The organism is Streptomyces sp. AA4 (assembly GCF_000158875.1).
GTDB lineage: Bacteria > Actinomycetota > Actinomycetes > Mycobacteriales > Pseudonocardiaceae > Amycolatopsis.
Genome location: NZ_GG657748.1, coordinates 194,613 through 210,983, shown reverse-complemented (window position 1 = coordinate 210,983; position 16,371 = coordinate 194,613). Strand labels below are relative to the sequence as shown.

The 16,371-nt window shown below is 69.8% G+C and carries 14 protein-coding genes; 7 read left to right on the top strand and 7 right to left on the bottom strand.

Annotated elements, in window-relative coordinates; all coding sequences use genetic code 11:
• Positions 1-175: 175 nt before the first annotated feature.
• Positions 176-592: a hypothetical protein gene (locus SSMG_RS41315; RefSeq protein WP_050788564.1), complete on the bottom strand. Its 417-nt coding sequence runs from the start codon at positions 590-592 to the stop codon at positions 176-178.
• Positions 593-1,417: 825 nt separating this feature from the next.
• Between SSMG_RS41315 and SSMG_RS41310 the strand changes: the two genes are divergently transcribed.
• Positions 1,418-2,047, top strand: coding sequence for a hypothetical protein (locus tag SSMG_RS41310; RefSeq protein ID WP_158688163.1), 630 nt, complete (start codon positions 1,418-1,420; stop codon positions 2,045-2,047).
• Between the two features lie 330 nt (positions 2,048-2,377).
• Here the strand turns inward: SSMG_RS41310 and SSMG_RS47870 are convergent, their stop codons facing one another.
• A complete protein-coding gene (locus SSMG_RS47870; RefSeq protein WP_353611841.1) occupies positions 2,378-2,599 on the bottom strand; it encodes a hypothetical protein in 222 nt (73 codons plus the stop codon).
• Here SSMG_RS47870 and SSMG_RS47495 point away from each other — a divergent pair.
• The 3 genes from SSMG_RS47495 to SSMG_RS41295 all read left to right on the top strand — a co-directional run bounded on the left by SSMG_RS47495 (position 2,567) and on the right by SSMG_RS41295 (position 5,407).
• The gene (locus SSMG_RS47495) at positions 2,567-2,743 is read left to right on the top strand and encodes a hypothetical protein (protein ID WP_234392915.1); all 177 of its coding nucleotides are present in this window, start codon (positions 2,567-2,569) and stop codon (positions 2,741-2,743) included. The two genes, SSMG_RS47870 and SSMG_RS47495, sit on opposite strands and share 33 nt — an antisense overlap.
• A 139-nt stretch (positions 2,744-2,882) precedes the next feature.
• A complete protein-coding gene (locus SSMG_RS41300) occupies positions 2,883-5,033 on the top strand; it encodes a Tn3 family transposase (protein ID WP_199786467.1) in 2,151 nt (716 codons plus the stop codon).
• Positions 5,033-5,407 (top strand): hypothetical protein, encoded by a 375-nt coding sequence (locus tag SSMG_RS41295; protein WP_009086373.1) that lies wholly within the window; start codon positions 5,033-5,035, stop codon positions 5,405-5,407. Before SSMG_RS41300 ends, SSMG_RS41295 begins: the two co-directional genes overlap by 1 nt.
• Positions 5,408-5,591: 184 nt before the next feature.
• Here SSMG_RS41295 and SSMG_RS41290 read toward each other — a convergent pair whose 3' ends face one another.
• The 5 genes from SSMG_RS41290 to SSMG_RS45865 all read right to left on the bottom strand — a co-directional run bounded on the left by SSMG_RS41290 (position 5,592) and on the right by SSMG_RS45865 (position 10,354).
• On the bottom strand, positions 5,592-6,821 hold the full coding sequence (locus SSMG_RS41290) for an MFS transporter (protein WP_009086371.1): 1,230 nt from the start codon (positions 6,819-6,821) through the stop codon (positions 5,592-5,594).
• Positions 6,818-7,636 carry a hypothetical protein gene (locus tag SSMG_RS41285; protein WP_009086369.1) on the bottom strand — a complete coding sequence of 273 codons (819 nt, stop codon included), beginning with the start codon at positions 7,634-7,636 and terminating at the stop codon, positions 6,818-6,820. Before SSMG_RS41285 ends, SSMG_RS41290 begins: the two co-directional genes overlap by 4 nt.
• Positions 7,633-8,838, bottom strand: coding sequence for a YcaO-like family protein (locus tag SSMG_RS41280; RefSeq protein WP_009086367.1), 1,206 nt, complete (start codon positions 8,836-8,838; stop codon positions 7,633-7,635). Before SSMG_RS41280 ends, SSMG_RS41285 begins: the two co-directional genes overlap by 4 nt.
• Positions 8,828-10,123: a TfuA-like protein gene (locus SSMG_RS41275; protein ID WP_009086365.1), complete on the bottom strand. Its 1,296-nt coding sequence runs from the start codon at positions 10,121-10,123 to the stop codon at positions 8,828-8,830. Before SSMG_RS41275 ends, SSMG_RS41280 begins: the two co-directional genes overlap by 11 nt.
• Before the next feature lie 90 nt (positions 10,124-10,213).
• Positions 10,214-10,354 (bottom strand): hypothetical protein, encoded by a 141-nt coding sequence (locus SSMG_RS45865; protein WP_158688162.1) that lies wholly within the window; start codon positions 10,352-10,354, stop codon positions 10,214-10,216.
• Positions 10,355-10,792: 438 nt separating this feature from the next.
• On the opposite strand from SSMG_RS45865, the gene SSMG_RS41270 reads away from it, so the two are divergent.
• The 3 genes from SSMG_RS41270 to SSMG_RS41260 all read left to right on the top strand — a co-directional run bounded on the left by SSMG_RS41270 (position 10,793) and on the right by SSMG_RS41260 (position 16,178).
• Positions 10,793-12,118 carry a hypothetical protein gene (locus SSMG_RS41270; protein ID WP_009086364.1) on the top strand — a complete coding sequence of 442 codons (1,326 nt, stop codon included), beginning with the start codon at positions 10,793-10,795 and terminating at the stop codon, positions 12,116-12,118.
• Between the two features lie 140 nt (positions 12,119-12,258).
• Positions 12,259-15,831 (top strand): DNA polymerase III subunit alpha, encoded by a 3,573-nt coding sequence (gene dnaE, locus SSMG_RS41265; protein WP_009086363.1) that lies wholly within the window; start codon positions 12,259-12,261, stop codon positions 15,829-15,831.
• Positions 15,828-16,178 carry a DUF6300 family protein gene (locus tag SSMG_RS41260; protein WP_009086361.1) on the top strand — a complete coding sequence of 117 codons (351 nt, stop codon included), beginning with the start codon at positions 15,828-15,830 and terminating at the stop codon, positions 16,176-16,178. Before dnaE ends, SSMG_RS41260 begins: the two co-directional genes overlap by 4 nt.
• Positions 16,179-16,371: the final 193 nt, after the last annotated feature.

Genomic DNA, 16,371 nt, shown 5'->3' with positions numbered 1-16,371 from the left:
GTGGAACCGCAGAAGACGCACCGTCGATCCAACGTCTTGCCTCGTTCTCGGGGATATCGGCGACCGGTCGGGTGCGCCCAACCTCCGCCCCTTCCGGGCTTGAGACTGGTGATGCCGCACATCCAACCGCCCCTCGGCCACGACCGGTCCTCGTCGCCACGACGCTCGGCGGGACTCAGGCTCCGGGCGGACTGGGCCTGCGGCGCCTGCGCGCCGCGCGCGGCTGGGCCTCGTACTGGTCCAGCGCGCTGGAGGCGGTGTCGCGCCAGGCCACGACCTTCGCCACCTGCTCGTCGATGCGGACAGTCGTGCCGTCGTCGGTGAAGTAGGCGAGCGGCACGCCGAAGAACGTCGCGAGGGCGTTCGCGACCTCCGGGAAGGGATCGGTGCGGTCACCGGCGACGAGTTGGCGGAGATCGGTCTCGGAGACCGTGACACCGGTGTATGCCTCGACTCCGGCCGAGATCTCCCGCAGCGAATAAGGACCCCGGTCGGCGGGATGCAGGGCGGGGATCAGGCGCTCGAGTTTCGCCGCGAACGTCTCACCCGCCCGCGCAACGGGTTCGCCGACCATGCCCCCGTCGTCGCTCACGGCTGCGTCTCCTCCCTCGCCTGCATGGTCGCCGGACCTGACCGGGCAGCGGCCCGGCGGAACCACGCTGCTTCCGCGCACGTCGGGTCTTCGGTCCGGTCAGGCTTTGTGTACCACGCCTCGCTGCGGTGCCGCCTCAGTCAGGCCGAGCCGGAGCCGCAACCAAGTTCCTCTGTGCCGGGTGCCTCGCTACGGCTGGTCGTGTTCTGGCTTCTCGTCCCAGCAAGACGAGGGAGTGGGGCCGGGTATCAGCTTCTCGGTCTTCGTCGCATCGTCGTGCAGGTGTCGCGGCACATCATCCGAACGAGCGTCAGCAGACGCGAACGTATGATCCGATGCCGGAATCGATCCTGAGCCCTCCGGGCCGCGCTCCCGCGTCGCCGCCACCCCGGGATAGACCACGAGCCGCGCCAGCGAAGACCGCACTGAGCCCTGACGCGGCTTTCGGTGCCGCACGCGGCGACACCGGAACCGGGGATGTAACGCAGGACCTGGCTGGTCCGAACCAAAGTGGACTGTGCCGAGATCGGGGAGGGACTGATGCACGATCCCGCCGGGGAGAACACGGATTCTACTGCGGCCGCCGGCGATGTCGCCGACCGCAGTTCCGTTCCTGGGGGAGCGGCGCAAAGGCGGTGGACGACTGTGCGCGAAGTCGTCGGGCGGTACTTAGCCGGGCTCCTGGTGAGGACTTGGGGGCCCACCGCCGCGCTCTGGACCGCCCCGCCCACTGCTGGAGAATCCCGGTATCTCGCGGACAACGGGGTTGCCGAGCACCACCGGCAGCGGATCCTGGGCGAGGTGCTCCGGCAGAATCTCGCGGCAATGCTCGGCGTGTTCGCGATCGTCCTCTTTCTGTTCGCTTTCGGACTCCGTGAGACGCCGCTGGGCCTTGGCGCACGCACGCCCTCGTTCGTCGCGGGCGAGCTCGTCGCCTGCGCCTTCTACCTGTTGTTCGTCCAGCGGATCTGGTCACCGCGGAGGCGTCTGTTGGCGTCGATCGGGCGGGCTGTTCGCCTGGTCCTGCTGCTCGACCCGCGTGCGGCATCGCCGTCGCCGTTCAGCCGTGCTGTCCGGCCGTACCTCGCTGATCCCGGGTTCCGTCGCCGCCGGGTGGAGGGAGTGGCGTGGGCGCTGACCCGCGACACCGCGCGCTTCACCGGATCGGAGCCGTCGGCCGGGATGACGGCGGGGGAGGTGCTGCTGTGGTTCGCCGAGAATCCGGCCGATCCTCGCCGCCGCCCTGTCCTCAGCGCCTATTTGGTCGAACTGGCTACCGCGGTCGCGAGCGGCGCGGCCATTCCCGCCGCCGCCTTCCTTCCTGCCACCCGGTTCCGGACCCGATCCCCGCGAGAGCCGCTGCTGCGCCGCCTGCGCACCCTTGGCGGCGGTGCCCTGGCAACCGGGATCATCGTCGCGGCCGTCACGGCGGTGCTGCGGATATGGATCAAGTGAGCAGCCTGCCCTGGGCAATCGACGCGACAGGACGGTGACCTCCGATCGAGCTCCCCGAAGCTGGTCAGCTCGGCGTTGCGCGGCGGTTCGCGGTGCAGACGTCCTGCGCGCAGTCGCGCGCACTTGCCGCACCGGACGCGTCCGAGTAGTCATCGCTCCCGCCGACCCACCCGGACATCGCAAAACCAGCACACCGCAACCGCACCCGCAGAAACAACCGTGCAACCGCGGAGAGTCGTTACACCACAACGGCTTTCAGGTTCGGAAACGGCACTGGCTGACCGGTGTTCGGCGGGTCTCGTCGCCGCCCGGTCGGACAGAGGCGTCGGTTCAGAGGCGCTGGTTCCAGCAGACGAAGAACCGTTCGTCCCGGTCGGGCCGGATGCCGCCGGGAATGCCGAACACCATCTCCAGGTCCAGGCGGTCCTCGGGCCCGCGGACCTCGAATCCCTGGCGCTGGTAGAAGGCGATCAGGTCGGGCCGGTCGGCGGGGATCTGGCCGTAGACCAGCGGGTAGCCGTGCGCGAAGAAGATCTTCCTGGCCTGGCCCAGCAGCGCGGCGCCGAGGCCGCGGCCGCGGTGCGGCTCGTCGACGACCAGAGCGCCGACACCTTCGCCAGGCCGACCGTGCCGACGGCCAGGAGCTTGCCCTGCTCCCGGGAGCTGGCTCCGGCGTTGCGGGCGTACGTCGCGTAGTTTTCGGCCACGTGCCGGGGCGGGTACACGATCGCGGTTCCGACTGTGCCGCGGTCGCGATGGGCTGCGACCAGCAGGCAAGGAGCGCCTGGCCGAGCTGCACGAGCAGCACCGGGCGGAGTCGGAGCGGCTGCTGGACGTGTTCGGCGACGTCCTGGCCGGCGCCCGGGAGGCCACCGCCGGATCCGAGAACGGCACGCCCGCGGCCGCGGTGGCCGAGCAGGCCGGGCGGCTGCTGCTCAAGACCTTGTCCGACGCGGGCGGGATCGAACGCCTGTCGGCCGCGCACGAGGTGGTAGCCGCGCATCACGGCAACAACTACCTGCCGCTGCTGGAGAAGTTCTACAAAAGCCACCGCTCGGCGCTGTTCACGCTGCTCGACACCCTCGACCTCGAGGCCACGAGCGCGGATCACAGCGTGCTGGACGCGGTGGAGTTCCTGCGCGCGATCCGGGGCCGCACCGGCGAATACGTGCCGGAGAAGGTCACCGTCGGGCAGGGCGCGGACGCGGTGACGGCGGCGATCGACATCGGCTTCGTCACCGAGGCGTGGCGCAAGACCCTGGTGGTCAAGGACCGGCCGGGGAAGCTGGTGCGCCGCCATCTGGAGGTGTGCGTGTTCTCCTACCTGGCTTCCGAGCTGCGGTCGGGGGACATCGCGGTGGCCGGGGCGGACTCGTTCGCGAACCTGCACGCGCAGCTGATGTCCTGGGAGGAGTGCGAGCCGCTGGCCGTGCAGTTCTGCGGCCAGGCCGGCATCCCGTCGGACCCGAAGCAGCTGACCGCGCACTACCGGGCCGCGCTGGGCGACATCGCCGCGGTGGTGGACGCCGGGTTCCCGCACAACACCGACCTGTCGTTCGAGGACGGCCGTCCGGTCCTGCGCCGCCGCAAGGGCGCCGACCGGCGGCCGTCCGCGCTCGCCCTGGAAGACGCGATCCACCAGCGGCTCCCGGAGCGCGGGCTGCTGGACATCCTCGCCCGCACCGCGCACCTGCTCGGCTGGACCCGGCATTTCGGGCCGGCGTCGGGGTCGGATCCGAAGATCCGCGGTGACCGGATGGCCCGCTACGTGCTGACCGTGTTCGCGAACGGCACGCTGCTGGGCCCGGCGCAGGTCGCGCGGCACATGCGCGACCAGGTGTCCGCGCACGAGCTGTCGATCGCGGCGAACAAGCACACCACGTCGGCGAAGATCGACGCCGCCTCCACCGACGTGATCAACGAGTTCGCGAAGCTCGACGTGGCCGGGATGTGGGGCGACGGACGGGTCGTGGCCGCGGACGGCACGCAGGTCGACACCTGGGAGAACAACATCCTCGCGGAGTCCCACATCCGCTACGGCGGCTACGGCGGGATCGCCTACCGCCACATCTCCGACACCTACATCGCCCTGTTCAGCCACTTCATCCCGTGCGGGGTGTGGGAGGCGGTGTACATCATCGAAGGGTTGCTGCGCAACGACTCCGACCTCCAACCGGACACGATCCACGCCGACACCCAGGGCCAGTCGCTGCCGGTGTTCGGGCTCGCGGCGCTGCTGGGGTTCGACCTGCTGCCGCGGATCCGCAACTGGCACGACCTGAACTTCTACCGCCCGTCCGCGGACGCACGCTACGAGCACATCGACACGCTGTTCGGCGACAACGTGATCGACTGGGGCCTGATCGAGACGCACTGGACCGACCTGCTGCGCACCGCGATCTCCATCAGCGAGGGCCGCCTGTCGTCAGTGACCTTGCTGCGGCGGCTGGGCAACAATTCGCGCAAGAACCGGCTGTACCGGGCGTTCCGCGAGCTGGGCCGGGTGATCCGGACGATCACGCTGCTGCGGTTCCTGGCCGATGCGCAGCTGCGGGAGCAGATCACCGCGATCACCAACAAGGCCGAGGCGTTCCACGGGTTCTCCGCGTGGCTGCGCTTCGGCGGCGAGGCGATCGGCCGCAACGACCCGGACTACCAGGAGAAGATCGTCAAGTTCAACGAGCTGCTGGCCAACTGCGTGATCTACTCCAACGCCTGCGACATCACCGCCGCCGCCAACGCCCTGGCCGGCGACGGGCACCCGATCGATCCCGACGACCTGGCCACGATCTCCCCGTACATCACCCACACCATCCGCCGCTTCGGCGACTGGGTGCTGGACCTGTCCCCACCCGAGACGGTGCCGGTCACCACGCTGGACCTGGTGCCCGGCGCGCTGTTCCCCGGCGACATCGCCACGGCCGCGGTGCCGGCCGTTGCCGCGGCACGACAACTGCTCCGTGCCGCCTCGAGGAAGGGGTCTTGATGACCACCCGTTGGGTTCGCTACGTCGTCCCGGTCATGGTCGAGATCGACTGCGACAACGACGCGATCGACCGGATCGTCGCCCTGCCCGGCGAGGCACGCGAGGACCGCGACGACCGCGGCCAGTTCTGCATCTACGACGAGAACTTCATCCGCCGCCACGCCGACGGCCCGGACGAGGTGCACGCCCTGTGGGTGGCCAACCCGCCGAACGGGCGGATCCTGCCCGGCCCGCCGCAGGACTGGCCGCACCTGCTGGACTGGGAAGACGGCTTCGACCTCGACGAATACGACGCCGACGGATACTGCGAGGACGACCGCTACACCGACTGCGACCCCTACGCGCCGCCGCGCCGTCCGGGAGCGTCCTCGTGACCGGCGACGGCGCGGGCGCCGCGCCGGTCGAGTCGGAGGCGGTGCGGATGGTCCGCGGTACCCCGCCGTGGTGGCCGGGGTCCGGGCCGGTTTCCGGCGGTAACCCACCGCTCGGGCAGAGCGTCAGTCGCTTCGGGAACCAGGCCCGGAGCGGGGTGGCTGCACGAGAGCTGGGAACGGGCTCTCATGCGTGCTGAGGGTCGCGGACGATGCTGTGCACCTGGGGGACGAGGAGATTGGCCAGGCATGCCAGGACGATGAGCGCAGCGGCGGCGAGCAACAGCGGGCCGGGCGACACGACGGGCAGGGCGACGGCGACGAGGATGTATCCGAGCGGGATGGCGGCGGTTTCGCCGAAGGCGTTGATCGCGAACAGGCGTCCTTGAAGCCGGTCCTCGACGTGGGAGGCGAGGACGACGTTCCAGGCCACGCTCGCGATGTCCATGGCGAGCCCGGCGAGGAGCATCGCGGTCATCACGATCGCGAACGGCGCGTGCGCTCCCATCGCGGCGAGCGGGAGCGCGAGCCCGCAGGACACGCAGAGCGCTACTGTCAGCAGTCTGCGGGGTTTCCAGGCCAGGGCGAGTCCGCTGCCCGCGACCATGCCGGCGGCGAAACCGGCCTGCAGCGCGCCCCAGCCGGCTGCGCCGTGGTAGCGGTCGGCCGCGACGACGGGGCCTAGCAGCGCGTTGCCGGCCATCCACGCGGACAGGACTGCCGTCCCGGACAGGGTGTAGGTCCACATCCAGGTCCGGGACAGGAACTGTGACCATCCTTCGGCGAAGTCCTGCCGGAGGGTGCCGCGCGCGGTCGTGACGGAGCCGAGGTCGAGGCCGAGCACCAGCAGTGCCGACAGGACGAAGCTGGCGGCGTCGACGGCCAGGCCCACCGCTGGGGAGGAGACGCTGATCACCAGCCCGCCGACGGCCGGTCCGGCGACGCGGACCGCGTTCTGGGGGAACCGGGCGAGTGCGTTGGCCTGCTGGATGAGGTGTTCGGGCACGATCTGCCGCAGGATCCCTTGTTGCGCGGGCCGTGATATCGCCGCGGCGGCTCCGGAGAGGAAGGACAGGCCCCCGAGCAGGAGCGTCGCGCGGGCGTCGACGGCCACGACCGCCGCGACCGCCGCTTGGACGAGCGCGGCGCTCAGCCGGCCGGCGAACAGCAGCCGCGACCGGGACACGCGGTCGGCCAGCGCTCCGCCGTAGAGCAGGAACACCACGGTGGGCACGATGTTGAGCGCGAGGACCACCGCGAGAGACGACCCGCCGCTGCCGCCGCCGACCACGGCGAAAGCGAGCGCGACCGGAGCGATCGACGATCCGAAACCGTTGACGACATTCGAGGCGAACACGCGCCGGAACGCGCCGATGCGCAGCAGCTCCGCCGCGCCGCCGCTGCGCAGCGCGGTCACTGTTGCCGGCCTGTCGCGGTGTCGCGGTTCCGCTCCCAGAGGGCGATGCCGTGCCGGTAGGCCGCCCAGTAGTCGGCGTGGGAGATTTTTCCGTGGCCTCGGCCGTTGCGCAGCAGGGAGACGTACACGCCCGGGTCGGGGTCGGTGGCCTCGACGATCGGGAGGAGATGGTTTTTGAGGTGGAGCAGGTCGCGGTCGCTGACCGCGGCGTAGACCATTTTCCCGGTATCGGGCGGTCGCCGCGCGAGCAGCGTTGACAGTTTCTCCGGTTCGGCGGTTCCCGGCAGGTGCGCCCAGGGCGCGAATTCCGGCCACAGGAAAAACGAGCGCGGATCGTTCTGGGGCGCGATGGCCAGCGCCAGGCTCGGCGAGCGGGACTGCAGCGCCATCCGGATCGCGGCGTATCCGCCGGAGGAGGGGCCGTGCCAGACCACGCCGCGCAGGCGATGCTGTCGCGCCAGGTCGGCAGCTACGCGGTCGAGCAGCGGCCAGAAGTGCCGTGCACCGGACAGATACCAGCCGATGGAGCAGTCCGGCGAGCGTTCCAGGACCGGGTCGGACGCGAACAGACAGACCGCGTTCAGCGACAGCGAGGTCTCCTGCCGGAGGAACACCGGCGTGCGGTACTGCGCCCGTTCGATCTGGCCGTGCAGGAACACGCTCACGTACGGGGACTCGATCTTCTTCGGCACCCGGACCATGTACTGCAGCAGGTCCCCGTCCGGCGACCTCGCCGCGTAGGAACGGCTCTCCCGCGTCGGGCTGTCGTCCGCAGCGTCGCGGGCCTCGGATCCCGGGGCCGGGCGACGGGTCATCCGCGGTCCTTCGCCCCGGACGCGAGCGGAGCCGACTGGGCGGCCTCGTCCGCGCGCGGCGAGTACCGGGGGATGTCGTTGCGCAGCATCGTGCGCAGCCCGGGGCCGACGACTTTGACGACGGAGAACACGTCCGGGCGCGTGGACAGGTCGAGCACGATCGGTTCGTGCCCGCTGACGGCTTCAACGCGCCGTGCGAGCGTGGCCAGCTCGCTGCTGAGGCTGGTGTCCTGGAACCCGAGGCCTTCGACCGCCAGGTCCCAGTCGAGGCCGGTGACGGTGAAGCGCGGCTCGTCGCAGACCGAGGAGAAGACGTCGATTTCGGACGGAATGTCGTCGCGTGTCCCGGTGATCTCGGTCAGGCGCGTCTGCACGGCTTCGGTCAGCGCCCGCGACACCGCCACGGCGGGATCGCTGTGCGCGCCCGCTCCCGCGCACACGGCCGGGTAGTCCTGCGACCAGATGCAGGCGACCGCGACGGGCAGCGCGTACGGGTTGGGCACCAGGGCGAGCTCCAGCTGGACGCCCGCGTCGTCGAGGCGGCGGATGGTGTCCTGGCAGAACGGCGAGCTGATGCTGCGCGGGTCGAGGAAGACCCGGTGGTCGGGCGCGTGTTCTTTCAGCGTCGACACGACGTCGCGTTCGATGACCTCGTACAGGCCGTGCAGGACCGCCTCGTCGTGGGTGTTGCCCGAGGCCAGGCCGTTGCTGCTGGCGTCGAACGGGACGGGCTGCCAGTCGCGGGTGCTGGTGAAGGCCAGGTCTACGACGTCGCAGGGGATCCAGGTCGGCGTACCGCTGCGCAGGCCGACGCCGCGGTACCAGTCGAGGACGAGCAGGTCGAACGCGTCGGCCGTGACGCGCGCGTTGAGGTTCGCGACGTCATACTGCAGGTCGAGGTCCCGGGCGAGGGCGGTGCGCCGCTCGTTGCCGGGATGTTCGGCGTGTTGCTGTTCGAGGGTTTCCATGACCGCGGACAGCTTCGCCAGGATGGGGTCGTGGCCTTTGCCTTGTGCCACCGACAGGGTTTCCGATGCGGGGCGCACCGCGAGGAACACGGGCACGCCGATGCAGTCGAGGCCGGTGACGTCGGCGACCCGGGTCACGCCGTAGCCGGGCAGCAGCGGCTCGATCAGCGCCCAGGTGTCCTCCGGGGCCCTGGCCCGGTGGGTTCCGGGGAGGACGATCTTCTTATCCAGCATGGGCGCTCGTCTTTCGCTCCTGGAAGGCGCGCACTGCGGTGAGGTAGCCCACGACCATCCGCGCGAGCGCGCGCACGGCGTCGCCCTCGCTGCGGAATCCCCGGGCGACGCCGGCGCCTTCCATCTCGTCGGCGTCGACGCCCCAGAGGTCGGCCAGCAGCGCGGACCCGACATCGCGGCGCAGCCAGCGGGAGCTGAACGCCGGGTTGCGGGCGTGGAATTCGCGGTCCGCGGCGAGGTACTCGGTCAGGGTGGCGATGTCCTGCGGCGTTTCCCCGGCCAGCAGCCACCGCACGTGCCGGCTGTCGCCGAGGTCGTAGCGGGGCCGGAAAATCGTCCGCTGCACCTGGTCGACGAACGGCGCACGCCCGCGTGCGGACTCGCCGATGCCCAGCGCGTCGAAACGCTGCGCGAGCTCCTGTCCCTCGGCCTGTCCCGCGGGGCTGCGCGACAGGCGCGCCAGGAACCCGGCCCAGATGTCGGGGAAAGCGGGGTTGAAGATCTGCTGGTACTGGATCCGGCAGCCGAGCGGGGCCGGGGAGTCCTCGGCGAATCCGGCGAAGTGGTTGCGCCAGTCGCGGTAGAAGCCGGTGTGCCAGTCGCCGAGCCGGACGCGCTCGCCGGAGGATTCCTGCCAGTCCCGCGTCTCCTGGATCCAGGTGAGCGCGGCGATCGCGTCGGCGCGTTTCTGGTTGCCGAAGTGGCGCTCGTCGCGGGTTTTGGCCTCCCACCAGTCCGCGAAGTCCTCGCGGCCGTGCTTGCGGGCCCACCGCAGGCAGGTGCGGAATGTGCGCTGCGGGTAGTACAGCTGCCGGAACAGCTCCAGCAGCGCAGCCTGCTCGGCTGCGGGGATGACGTGTTCGGCGGCCGCGGCGCGCAGGACCGCCCGGATGTTGACCAAGGGCACGGTGAGGGCGCTGAGGTCGTCGTCGCTGCCGTGCGCGACCGCCACCTCGTCGTCGCCGACGATCTCGCCGGAGGCGTAGGCCCGGTAGATCTCGCCGATGCCGATCATGCCGAACCGCGCCAGGTCCGCGGCGCGCAGCGCCCCGACGCTGGACGCTCCGACGACCCGCACTCCGTTGTCCAGCGCGTGGAACACTTCTTTGTGCCGCAGGGACAACGACTGGTGGTAGAGGCCGTCCAGGACGAGAACGGTGTCTCCGCTGGCGATGTCGGGGGCGAAAAGGTCGCCGTGTTTGATCGGCCGGTGCACGGCGACCTCGCCGACGATGCCGCGGACTTCCTTTTCGCCGATGGTCGGCCCGACGAATACGTGGATCAACAGCTTCCTCCGCGGGCGCTGGAATGCGTGGACGGGAAGGCGCGCGCCCCGGCGGGCCGGAAGGAGAATCCCCGGCCCGCCGGCGTTGCGTCAGTCCCGCGTCGCGTTGTCGCCGCCCGCCACGTTCGCGGGGCTGTCCGAGAAGAGCGCGGAGAACTGCTCGCGGGTCAGCTGGTCCGCGACGCTGACCGTCAGCTCCGAAGGCTCCGCGATGGCGTTGCTCGAATCCATTCCAGAATCCAATCTTTCGACGGCGTCTAGCATGCCGGTCTTGTCGATAGCGACTGGCATGATCGCGTCTGCCCTCGTCGCGGTGCAAGATCCGAATGACGGCTTGACCGTCTCGCGCGCCGGGGGATCGCAGGAGGGGCTAGTCGCGAAAGACGCGGCGAAGCGGACGTAGGTGGCGATATTTTGCGGTTGAGGATGGGAGCCGGCAGGCAAAGATCCCCTATTGAAGGCATTGCCAGAGTCGGATCTTTGTGCTTGCCCGGTTGTCGTGCCGACAGTTTCCCGGGCACGAAAATCCCCTTTTCCGGGGGTTTCTCGCGGGTGCCGCGGCGGCGGGCGCGACGAGTCCGAAAACGAGGAAAGGCGTGACCGCGGTCGCGCCGGACAGGGCGTGGCGGATTCCCGGACGTCGGGACCGGGATTGAGGAGGAGACGAGCGTGATGGTCAGCGTGCACGCTCCGGCGGTGGTGCTCGCCGGGATGGTCGTGCATCAGGGGAGCCGGCTGTGCGAGCGCGGCGCGTCCTCGGCCGCGTTCCGGCACGCTCCGGTGTTCGCGGTGCAGTTGAGCAGGCGGGCGACCGTCTGCGGTCAAGTGGCGGCGTTGCCGGCAGGCTTGGCGTTGGCGCTGTGCGTCCCGCCGCGCCTGGGCGCGGCGTTGGCGGGCGTGTTCGTCCTCTGGTGGCTGGCGACGGTTCAGCGGCGGCTGGCGAATCACTGCTGGCTGAGCGTGGTCGCCGTCGCGGGGATGGCGCTCCTCCCTGCGGCCGACGACGCGGTGCTGGCCCGCAACTTGCTGGCGGGCCTGTATTTCTCGGCGACCCTGTTCAAGCTGAATCGCACCTACCTGGCCGGCGATGCGAGCGCCGGCTGCGTCGTGGCCCGGCTGCACGCTCGGCTGCTCGGCCTGAGACTGCCCGACACGGTGTTCCGGTGCGTTCCTCCGCTGGTGGTCGGCACGGAGTTCGCCGTGGCCGTGCTGCTGCTCGACCCGCGGTCGGCGCCGGTCGCGCTGGTGCTGGCGTGCGCGATGCACGGCGTCTTCGGGATCACCGGGAACTTTCCCTTCTCGATCGTGGCGCTCGGGCTGTGGCTGGTCGCGTTCCGCGCCGACAGTCGCGGGGACGTGGTCCTGCGGCTCGGAAGCGCGTGGCCGGTGGTGGCGAGCGCGCTGGCCGCCGCGGCCGCCGCGGCGCTGCTCTCGCGCAGTCCCGCAGGCCGGACGTCGGCGTTCGTCGCGGGGAACGCCGTGCTGGGCGCGGTGTTCGGAACGCTGTGCGGGCTCGCCCTGGCGCACGCGCCGGAGGGAGACTGGGACAGCGCCGCGGTGCACGGCGCCGTGGTCGTGCTGTTCGCGCTCAACGCGGTGTCGGTGTTCCTCGGGTGGAAGCTCGACTGGAGCTTCGCGATGTTCTCGGGCCTGCGGCCGCTGGGACGCTCGTGGATCCAGCGGCGCCGCTCCCGGCGGGTGCCGCGGTACTACCTGCTGAACCTGCCGGAGCAGGTCCCCCTCGGGCTCGTCCGGGACATCGGCGCCAGGACGCTGTGGGAGGCGACGTGCGGCGGTTTCGCCGTCCACGAAGCCGTGGCGTACTGGTTCGAGCGGGCCGCGCGCCGGCACGGATGCACCTTCGCGCCGGTCGCCGCCGAACGCCGCGGAGACGTCCTGGTTCCCCTGCCGGGCAGCGGCGCCCAGCCGAGGCGCGTGCCGCTGGCGTTCCCCTGGATGATTCCCGTCGACTTCGCGGTCCCCTACCTCGGATAGCCGCAGGCAGTGCCGTCCGCGGCGAGCGATCTGACGATCGCCGGTCGTGACGTTCGGTGTGGGTCCCGGCGTTCGGGCCGGGCGCGGGGATACTGTGAGGCGCCAAACCGGACAAGCACGCGCGCAGGGAGTCAACAACAGTGTCGGATTCGTTCGTCCACCTGCACGTCCACACGGAGTACTCCATGCTGGACGGGGCGGCGAAGGTCAAGCCGCTGCTGGCGGAAGCCGAGCGGCTGGGACAGCCCGCGATCGCCATGACCGACCACGGCACGATGTCGGCGGCCGCCGAGTTCTACCGGGTCGCGAAGAACTCCCCGGTGAAGCCGATCATCGGCATCGAGGCCTACGTCGCGCCGGAGTCCCGTTTCCACAAGAAGCCGGTGTTCTGGGGGCAGGCCAGCCAGCGCGGCTCGGACGAGTTCGGCGAGGGCGGCGACGTCTCGGGCAGCGGTTCCTACACCCACATGACGATGTGGGCGGAGAACGCCGACGGGTTGCGGAACCTGCTGAAGATGTCCTCGCTGGCGTCGTTCGAGGGCTACTACCGCAAGCCGCGGATGGACCGGGACCTGATCGCGGAGAACCACCGCGGGATCATGGCCACGACCGGCTGCCCGTCCGGCGAGGTCCAGACCCGGCTGCGGCTCGGGCAGCGCGAGCAGGCCATCCAGGCGGCGTCCGACTACAAGGACATCTTCGGTGCCGACAACTTCTTCCTGGAGCTGATGGACCACGGGCTGCCGATCGAGCGGTCGGTGCGCGAAGGCCTGCTGGAGATCGGCAAGCTGCTGGACCTCAAGCCGGTGGCCACCAACGACTCCCACTACGTCACCCAGGACCAGGCCGAAGCGCACTCGGCGCTGCTGTGCGTCCAGGCGGGCAAGACGCTGTCCGACCCGACCCGGTTCAAGTTCGACGGCGACGGCTACTACCTCAAGTCCGCCGAGGCGATGCGCGAGTACTGGGACAAAGAGGTGCCCGGCGCCGCGCAGAACACGCTGCTGATCGCCGAGCGCGTCCAGTCGTATGCGGACGTGTTCGACTTCCACGACCGGATGCCGCGGTTCCCGGTGCCGGAAGGCAAGACCGAGGACGACCTGCTGCGCGAAGAGGTCGAGAAGTTCGTTCCCACCCGGTTCCCCGACGGCCCGACCCAGGAATACAAGGACCGGATCGACCGCGAGCTGGGCATCATGGCGAAGATGGGGTTCTCCGCCTACTTCCTCGTGGTCGGCGACCTGGTGCGGTGGGCCAAGGAGCAGCGCATCCGGGTCGGTCCCGGCCGCGGCTCGGCGACGGGGTCGCTGGTCGCCTACATCCTGCACATCACCGACCTGGACCCGATCGAGCACAGCCTGCTGTTCGAGCGGTTCCTGAACCCCGAACGCGTCAGCCCGCCCGACATCGACCTCGACTTCGACGACCGCCGCCGCGGCGAGGTGCTGCAGTACACGATCGACAAGTGGGGCGCGGAGAACGTCGCCCAGGTGATCACCTTCGGCACCATCAAGACGAAGGCCGCGATCAAGGACGCCGCGCGGGTGCACTTCGGCCAGCCCGGGTTCTCGATCGCGGACAAGATCACCAAGGCGCTGCCGCCGCCGATCGCGGCGCAGGACATCCCGCTCTCGGGCATCTTCGACCCGAAGCACGAACGGTACGGCGAAGCCAGCGAAGTGCGAACGCTGACCGAGACCGACCCCGAAGTCAAGCAGATCATGGACACCGCGCGCGGCCTCGAAGGACTGATCCGCAACGCCGGCGTGCACGCCTGCGCGGTCATCCTCTCCTCCGAGCCGCTGCTCGACGTCATCCCGCTGTGGCGGCGCGACGACGGCGCGACGATCACCGGGTTCGACTACCCGTCCTGCGAGGACATGGGCCTGCTCAAGATGGACTTCCTCGGGTTGTCCACCTTGACCATCATCGAGGACACCATCCAGGCCGTGAAGGACAACCACGGCCGCGAGATCGACCTCGCGACGCTGGCCCTGGACGACAAGAAAACCTACGAGCTGCTCTCCCGCGGCGACACCCTCGGGGTGTTCCAGCTCGACGGCGCGGCGATGCGCAGCCTGCTGCGCGCGATGGCCCCCACCCACTTCGGCGACATCGCCGCGGTCCTGGCCCTGTACCGGCCGGGGCCGATGGCCGCGAACGCGCACATCGACTACGCCGAGCGCTCGAACGGACGGCAGAAGATCTCGCCGATCCACCCCGAGCTGAAAGACGCGCTCGAGCCCATCCTCGGCGAGACCTACCACCTGCTGGTCTACCAAGAGCAGGTCATGGCGATCGCGCAGCAACTCGCCGGCTACACCCTCGGCGGCGCGGACCTGCTGCGACGCGCGATGGGCAAGAAGAAGAAGGAGATCATCGAGAAGGAGTTCGAGAAATTCCGGGAAGGCATGCTCGGCAAGGGATTCTCCGCCGAAGCCTGCCAGACGCTGTGGGACGTCATGCTCCCGTTCGCCGGGTACGCGTTCAACAAGTCGCACACCGCCGGATACGGACTCGTCTCCTACTGGACCGCCTACCTCAAGGCCAACTACCCGGCCGAGTTCATGGCCGCCCAGCTCACCTCCAACTCCGGCAACAAGGACAAGTCGGCGATCTACCTCGCCGAATGCCGACGGATGGGTATCAAGGTCCTGCCGCCGTGCGTCAACGAATCCAACCTCCGGTTCCGCGCGGTCGGCTCCGACATCCGCTTCGGCCTCGGCGCGGTCCGCAACGTCGGGACCAACGTCGTCGACTCGATCGTCAAGACCCGTCAGGAAAAAGGCCTCTACACGGGATTCGTCGACTTCCTCGACAAGTCCGAGCTGCCGGTGTGCAACAAGCGCGTCACGGAATCGCTGATCAAGGCCGGGGCGTTCGACGCCTTCGGCCTCACCCGGCTGTCGATGATCGCGGTCCACGAGGAAGCCGTGGAGGCGGTCGTGCCGCTCAAACGGCAGGAGGCGATGGGCCAGTTCGACCTGTTCGGCACCGGCGGCGACGAATCGTCCGCGGAGGTCGCGGCGGCGTCGTCCCCGTTGGCCCACGTGAAGTTCGGGCCGGACGAGTACCCGCGCAAACAGCTGCTCGCCTACGAGCGGGACATGCTCGGACTGTACGTCTCGGCACACCCGCTCGACGGCGCGGAGCGGATCCTGCGCCAGCACGCACCCAAGCCGATCGCCGTGCTGGTCGACGACGCGCCCAAGGAAGGCGAGATCGTGCTCTCCGGCATGATCTCGTCGGTGGACCGCCGGGTGAACAAGAAAGGCGAGCCCTGGGCGATCGTGGTCGTGGAAGACCTCGACGCCTCGATGGAAGTCCTGTTCTTCCCGAAGTCCTATTCGATGTGGCAAGCCGAACTGGTGCAGGACTCCGCCGTCGCAATCAAGGGACGGGTGAACTGGCGCGAGGACAAGATGTCGGTCTTCGGAGGGAGCATCGTCACCTTGGACATCAGCGACGCCGAGCGCAACCCCGCCGACGGGCCGCCGCCGTTCGTGATCAAGGCCGACGCGGCGAAACTCGACCGAGAGGTCGTCATGGAGCTGCGCGGCACGCTGACCGCACACAAAGGCGACACCCCGGTCCACCTGCTGCTCTCCGGCCGCAACGAACTCAAATTCACGCTGGACGACTACCCGGTGAAAACCTCCGCCGCGCTGTCCGGGGAACTGAAGGGCATCCGCGGGATCTCGATCGTCCAGTGAGCGGCCTGGAGATCGTCCTCGGCCGCACCGACGACCTGAACTGCCGCCGGTGCGGCGGAGAACTGCTCCTCATAGTACGGGTGCCGACGACGACGCCCCTGCCCGCCGGCGACACCGTCGACAGCTACCGCACCGTGGAGCTGTGCCCGCGCTGCGACCGCGACGACCAGGCCGCACAAGGTGTCCTGGCCTGTTTCGCCGTCCACGAACGCATCGAGCACGACACCGTGAACGACCTCGCCCCCGCGCTGCGGGAATGGCTAGCCCACCTCGCAGCCAACCCGCCCACATACACCGAAGCAGAACTGGACGAGGACATCCGGCAATGGCAAGCCGGCGAGATGTGACCCAAACCGAGAAGCCCTGGGCGTACAGGAAGCCCGTGTGCCGGGAAGCGCTCGTCGACGCCGCCGACGAGCGGCGGCCACCCTGGATCACGCGTTCTGCGCTGGGCCTGTGGGTACGCCCTCGACCGCCTCGGCCGAACCCACAGGTCGCCGCCGGAACACAGGCCGGTTTCCGGAAGCAGCCCGCCGCTGG

What these genes read in the sequence shown, in the direction of transcription:
- SSMG_RS41310 (WP_158688163.1), top strand. Translation starts at nt 1,418, where the DNA reads ATGCTCGGCGTGTTCGCGATCGTCCTCTTTCTGTTCGCTTTCGGACTC.
- SSMG_RS41295 (WP_009086373.1), top strand. Translation starts at nt 5,033, where the DNA reads ATGACCACCCGTTGGGTTCGCTACGTCGTCCCGGTCATGGTCGAGATC.
- SSMG_RS41285 (WP_009086369.1), bottom strand. Translation starts at nt 7,636, where the DNA reads ATGACCCGTCGCCCGGCCCCGGGATCCGAGGCCCGCGACGCTGCGGAC.
- SSMG_RS41280 (WP_009086367.1), bottom strand. Translation starts at nt 8,838, where the DNA reads ATGCTGGATAAGAAGATCGTCCTCCCCGGAACCCACCGGGCCAGGGCC.
- SSMG_RS45865 (WP_158688162.1), bottom strand. Translation starts at nt 10,354, where the DNA reads ATGGATTCGAGCAACGCCATCGCGGAGCCTTCGGAGCTGACGGTCAGC.